Source organism: Microvirga brassicacearum (assembly GCF_008757455.1).
Taxonomy (GTDB): Bacteria; Pseudomonadota; Alphaproteobacteria; order Rhizobiales; family Beijerinckiaceae; genus Microvirga; species Microvirga brassicacearum.
This window is the reverse complement of record NZ_VCMV01000056.1, coordinates 1-4,485: the sequence shown is the minus strand read 5'-3', so window position 1 is coordinate 4,485 and position 4,485 is coordinate 1. Positions and strand designations below refer to the sequence as shown.

Below are 4,485 nucleotides of genomic sequence, written 5' to 3'. Positions count from 1 at the left end.
CCCCCAGCCCGGCCCCGCTGCAAGGGCCGCCCCCTCGCCTCTCTTGATGCCCGCCGTCCGCGGCCTACCTTCATGCGCGACCCCGGACGGGCCGGCCTCGCGCCGGTCAACACCAAGGTGCCCCGATGAACAGACGCATCGTCCCCCTCACGCTTGCTGCCGCTCTCTGGACGGGTGCGGCCTTCGCCCATCACGGATGGGGCAGCTACGACGTCTCGAAAGCGTTCAGGATCAGCGCCCCGGTCGAGATGCTGCAATGGACCAACCCCCATGCGCACCTCATGCTGAAACATGAGGGCGCCACCTGGGAGGCGACGCTGGCGCCGCTCTCCCGCATGCAGGCGCGCGGGCTCTCGGAAGAGATGCTGAAACCCGGGACGGCCGTGGTGGTGGAAGGCTATCCGTCCACCCGCAACCAGCACGAGATGCGCGCGGAGCGCATCATCGTCGCGGGCAAGACTGTCGAATTGCGCTGACAGATGGAGACCTTCGCGAGCCTGATGCGCGACTACGAGCAATCGGGCTTAGGCGTTGCCGCGCGCAGCACCACCTGGCTTTACCCGCTGGCGAACCTCATCCACGTGCTCGGCGCGGCCCTGCTGGTGGGCGCCATCGCGGTGTTCGACATTCAGGTCCTGCGCCGCGAAGGCTCCTTGCGCGCGCTTGCCCGCGCGACGCTTCCGGTCGCCATCCTGGGCCTCGTGATCCAGCTCGTCTCCGGCCTCATCCTGCTCTCGGCCGAAGCCTCCACCATCGTCGATAACGGGGCCTTCCGGTTCAAGATGCTGATGCTGTTGCTGGGCCTTATCAACGTGGTGGTGTTCCACTGGCGCTTCGGCCATTTCCTGCAGAAGGAAGCCACCCCGGACATGGCCCGCCCCTTTGCGGCGATCTCCCTCGGCTCATGGGTGCTGGTGCTGCTGGCGGGACGCGCCATCGCGTATGCTTGAAATAAGCGCCATCGACAGGAGGTTCTCTGATGGATGCTGCGATCAAAGCCTTCTTCGAGCGCTATGAGGCCTTCATGAACCGGGCGCTTGCCGGGCCAGTGGACGTTCGGGACTGCGCCGCGTTCTTCGCCTCCGATTTCATCGCCGCGACGCCCGCCGGCATCATGGGCGGCAAAAACGACGACAGCCTCGTTGCCGCCATGGAGCAGGGCTACCGGCATTATCGCGACATCGGCACGAAGGAGATGGAGATCGCGGATATCCGCCTCATGCCCATCGACGAGCGCCACGTGTTGGCGAATGTGGATTGGAAAGCCGTCTACCGGCGCACCGACGCCCCGGACCTCACCATCGATTTCGTCGTCCATTATCTGGTGCGCCACGGACAAGAGCAGCCCAAAATCTTCGGCTGGATCGCCGGCGACGAGGACGCACTTCTGCGGAAACACGGCATCGGCTGAAAAGCGGGCTTGTTCCCGAGAGCCTTATTCCGGCAGCATGGTGCGGCGGGTCAGGTGCGGCGCCTCCGGCATGGCGGAAGAAAGAAAGAAAGCGCTCCGACGGCCCCGCCCCTTTCGCCGCCTAGGCGGTGGGCGGTGGAAGATGGCAAGGACCGCCACAAGCACCCGGGTCGCCCCGGCAATCACCCCGAGCGCCTGCACGCCTTCCGACCATGTGTGGAATTTCGAGAGCCAATCGGCCCACACGCTATAAGACGGCTCCATGCCCACCCCCGATATGGAACGACCACCAGCGCCGCTTAATTCCCATCGAACCAGGCGTTTCCAAGGATAGGTCGCTCACCATCGTGAGCTCGGTTTCCGCCCTTAGGCGGAAACCGGATTTCCGAACCCCTACGTCTCTACGGTGTGACGATGTTGAACCAGAACTCGAATGTGTCGAGATAAGACACCATCTCGTTCAGCTTCGCCTGATTGCCGCTGACCTTGACCTCTCCGGCGCTGATCGCATCCGCCAGCTTCGTCTCCTGGAGAATGATCTTGTTCAGCGTGTCCCGTGACAGGGTCACCGTCGCGTCGGCGTTGTCCGCCTGGCGGCCTTCGGTGTGGTTGAGCACGCCATTCTCCAGCTCGATCAGGTACTTCCCGCCCGAGTTGCCGAAGTCGAAGTTGAGGGCCATCTTCGCATCGCCCGCCTTCGAGCGATCCACGCGGACGCTGAGATAGTCAAAGAACATCTCGGGCGTCATCGCCCTCACTGTATCGGGGCTCGCCGTGTTGGGGGTCGGCAGCTTGGTCACGCCATCACGCAGTTCCTTGGCGCCTGTCAGATAGAAGTTGCGCCATGGTCCCGACTCGGCCTGATAGCCGAGCTGCTCGAGTGCATCCGCCTGCAGATCCCTAGCCTGTTTGTTGCTCGGATCGGCAAAGATCACGTGGTTCACCACCTGGGCAACCCAGCGGTAATCGCCCTTGTCGAAGGACTGCTTCGCCTTCTCCAGAATGGCGTTGGCTCCGCCCATGAACTCGACGTAGTTCTTACTCGCCTCGACGGGAGGAAGCTCATGCAGCGTGGCCGGGTTTCCGGTGAACCATCCCAGGTAAAGCACATAGGTTGCGGCGACGTCATGGTAGACCGACCCGTAATAACCGCGGTTCGCCCAAACCTTCGCCAAGCTGTCTGGCATCTTGAAGCTGTCGGCGATTTCTCGCATCGTCATGCCCTGGTTCGCCATGCGCAGGGTCTCGTCGTTGATGAAGCGGTAGAGATCGCGCTGGCTCCTGAGGAGCTTGACGACCTCCGCATTGCCGAAGCTCGGCCAGTGATGCTGGGCGAACATCACCTCCGCCTTGTCGCCCCACATCGACAGCACTTCGTTGAGATACTTCGACCACGGCAGCGGCTCGCGGATCTTCGCACCACGCAGCGAGTACGTATTATGCAGCGTGTGGGTCGCGTCCTCGGCCGCAGAGATGGCCTTCATCTCCTCGATGTACCACAGCACCTCGGCCGGGGCCTCGGACCCGGGCGCCATCAGGAATTCGTAGGTCAGGCCGTCGATCACCTGCTTTTCGCCGGTCGTCTTCACGATGTCGGTCGGCGGAATCAGCGTGACGGTCCCGGCCGAGGTGGTCGTGCCGAGCCCTGCGCCGACCTGGCCCTTGGGATCGGGCGGCAGCAGGTTGCCGTACATGTAGCTGGCGCGCCGGCTCATTGCGTTGCCGGCCATGACGTTCTCGGCGACCGCGGCTTCGAGGAAGCCCTCAGGGGCGTAGATCTTGACCTTGCCGGAGGCGACGTCCGCCTCATTGACCACGCCCCTGACGCCGCCATAGTGGTCGACGTGGCTGTGCGTGTAGATCACCGCCTTGACCGGCTTGCGTTCCCGGTTTGCGTAGTAGAGGTCGAGGCCGACCTTCGCTGTCTCTGCCGAGACAAGCGGATCGACAATGGTGATGCCTTCCCGTCCCTCGATGATGGTCATGTTCGACAGGTCGAGATTGCGGACCTGGTAGAGGCCGTCCGCGACCTTGAACAGGCCACTCAGGTTGATGAGCTGCGCCTGCCGCCAGAGACTCGGATTGACGGTGTCCGGTGCCGCCGCATCCTGTCCGATGAAGCTGTATTGTTGCGGGTTCCAGATCGTGTTGCCGGACTGGCCCTTGATCATCGCAGGTGGCAACGGTGCGACGAAACCGCGACGGGCATTCTCGAAGTCGGACTTATCTGCGAACGGCAATTCGTTGAGCAGCCGCTGATTGGCCGCCTTGGTTGCGGCGGTCGCGTCCTTGCGAAGGTCCTGCGCGGAAGCAGGACCCGTCACACTTGCGGCCAGGCTCAGTAGCGATACGACGGATAGCAATCCGGTCAATCTCATGGGACTTTCTCCTTCCGTGCGAAGGCCTAACGTGGCGCCGCTCAGGGCGAAATCAATTAGGGAAAACCCTGAGATCCTCGCAGCGAAACACTGAGATCGACGCTCGCAGCGATCGCATCAGCAGGCATGCCGGCAGACGACACGGGTCAAATCGTCGGCGCTGGTTTACCGGCCTCGCCTGCGCACAACAACTCGGCGGGTCAGGTGCGGCGCCTCCGGCATAGCGGAAGAAAGAAAGCGCGCCGACGGCCCCTCCCCTTTCACCACCCAGGCGGCCTCAGGCAAGACGAGCGGCGGCGGGCGGTGGAAGATGGCAATGACCGCCACAAGCACCCGGGTCGCCCCGGCAATCACCCCGAGCGCCGTCACCGTCAGCCCCAAGACCCACAGGGCCTGCACGCCTTCCGGCCATGTGTGGAATTTCGAGAGCCAATCGGCCCACACGCTATAAGACGGCTCCATGCTCACCCCCGGTATGGAACGACCACCAGCGCCGCTGGTGGTCGGGGAGTTTAGAAGCCGCCTACAGACGACCGCGCTACCCTTTAGGCTCTCGCCCTGGACATGCGGCAGCACCTCCCCGACCGTAAGGTGGGAAGGCATCGAATTGCGGCCGATGCGGGCCGCTGTAGGCGGGGTTCTAACGCCCCGGAGCCGCATGGGGCGGCTCTGGGATGGGGATAGCATGGGGAGGGG

Annotated in this window: 6 protein-coding genes; 3 read left to right on the top strand and 3 right to left on the bottom strand. The window is 63.6% G+C overall.

Features of this window, described 5'->3' with window-relative positions:
* Window positions 1–125 precede the first annotated feature (125 nt).
* The 3 genes from FEZ63_RS21430 to FEZ63_RS21420 are packed head-to-tail and all read left to right on the top strand — an operon-like array spanning window position 126 to window position 1,411.
* Entirely contained in the window at window positions 126–476 is a 351-nt protein-coding gene (locus tag FEZ63_RS21430) for a DUF6152 family protein (protein WP_150948445.1), read from the top strand.
* A gap of 3 nt (window positions 477–479) precedes the next feature.
* Window positions 480–950, top strand: a complete 471-nt coding sequence (locus FEZ63_RS21425) for a hypothetical protein (RefSeq protein WP_150948442.1) — start codon at window positions 480–482, stop codon at window positions 948–950.
* Between the two features lie 29 nt (window positions 951–979).
* Window positions 980–1,411 (top strand): nuclear transport factor 2 family protein, encoded by a 432-nt coding sequence (locus FEZ63_RS21420; RefSeq protein ID WP_150948440.1) that lies wholly within the window; start codon window positions 980–982, stop codon window positions 1,409–1,411.
* Window positions 1,412–1,435: 24 nt separating this feature from the next.
* Here FEZ63_RS21420 and FEZ63_RS21415 read toward each other — a convergent pair whose 3' ends face one another.
* From FEZ63_RS21415 to FEZ63_RS21405, 3 genes are all read right to left on the bottom strand, one after another.
* Window positions 1,436–1,675: a hypothetical protein gene (locus tag FEZ63_RS21415; protein WP_150948437.1), complete on the bottom strand. Its 240-nt coding sequence runs from the start codon at window positions 1,673–1,675 to the stop codon at window positions 1,436–1,438.
* A gap of 137 nt (window positions 1,676–1,812) precedes the next feature.
* Entirely contained in the window at window positions 1,813–3,789 is a 1,977-nt protein-coding gene (locus FEZ63_RS21410) for an alkyl/aryl-sulfatase (protein ID WP_150948434.1), read from the bottom strand.
* 165 nt (window positions 3,790–3,954) lie between these two features.
* Window positions 3,955–4,251, bottom strand: coding sequence for a hypothetical protein (locus FEZ63_RS21405; protein WP_150948431.1), 297 nt, complete (start codon window positions 4,249–4,251; stop codon window positions 3,955–3,957).
* Window positions 4,252–4,485 lie beyond the last annotated feature (234 nt).

What these genes read in the sequence shown, in the direction of transcription:
- FEZ63_RS21420 (WP_150948440.1), top strand. Translation starts at nt 980, where the DNA reads ATGGATGCTGCGATCAAAGCCTTCTTCGAGCGCTATGAGGCCTTCATG.
- FEZ63_RS21430 (WP_150948445.1), top strand. Translation starts at nt 126, where the DNA reads ATGAACAGACGCATCGTCCCCCTCACGCTTGCTGCCGCTCTCTGGACG.
- FEZ63_RS21425 (WP_150948442.1), top strand. Translation starts at nt 480, where the DNA reads ATGGAGACCTTCGCGAGCCTGATGCGCGACTACGAGCAATCGGGCTTA.
- FEZ63_RS21410 (WP_150948434.1), bottom strand. Translation starts at nt 3,789, where the DNA reads ATGAGATTGACCGGATTGCTATCCGTCGTATCGCTACTGAGCCTGGCC.
- FEZ63_RS21415 (WP_150948437.1), bottom strand. Translation starts at nt 1,675, where the DNA reads ATGGAGCCGTCTTATAGCGTGTGGGCCGATTGGCTCTCGAAATTCCAC.
- FEZ63_RS21405 (WP_150948431.1), bottom strand. Translation starts at nt 4,251, where the DNA reads ATGGAGCCGTCTTATAGCGTGTGGGCCGATTGGCTCTCGAAATTCCAC.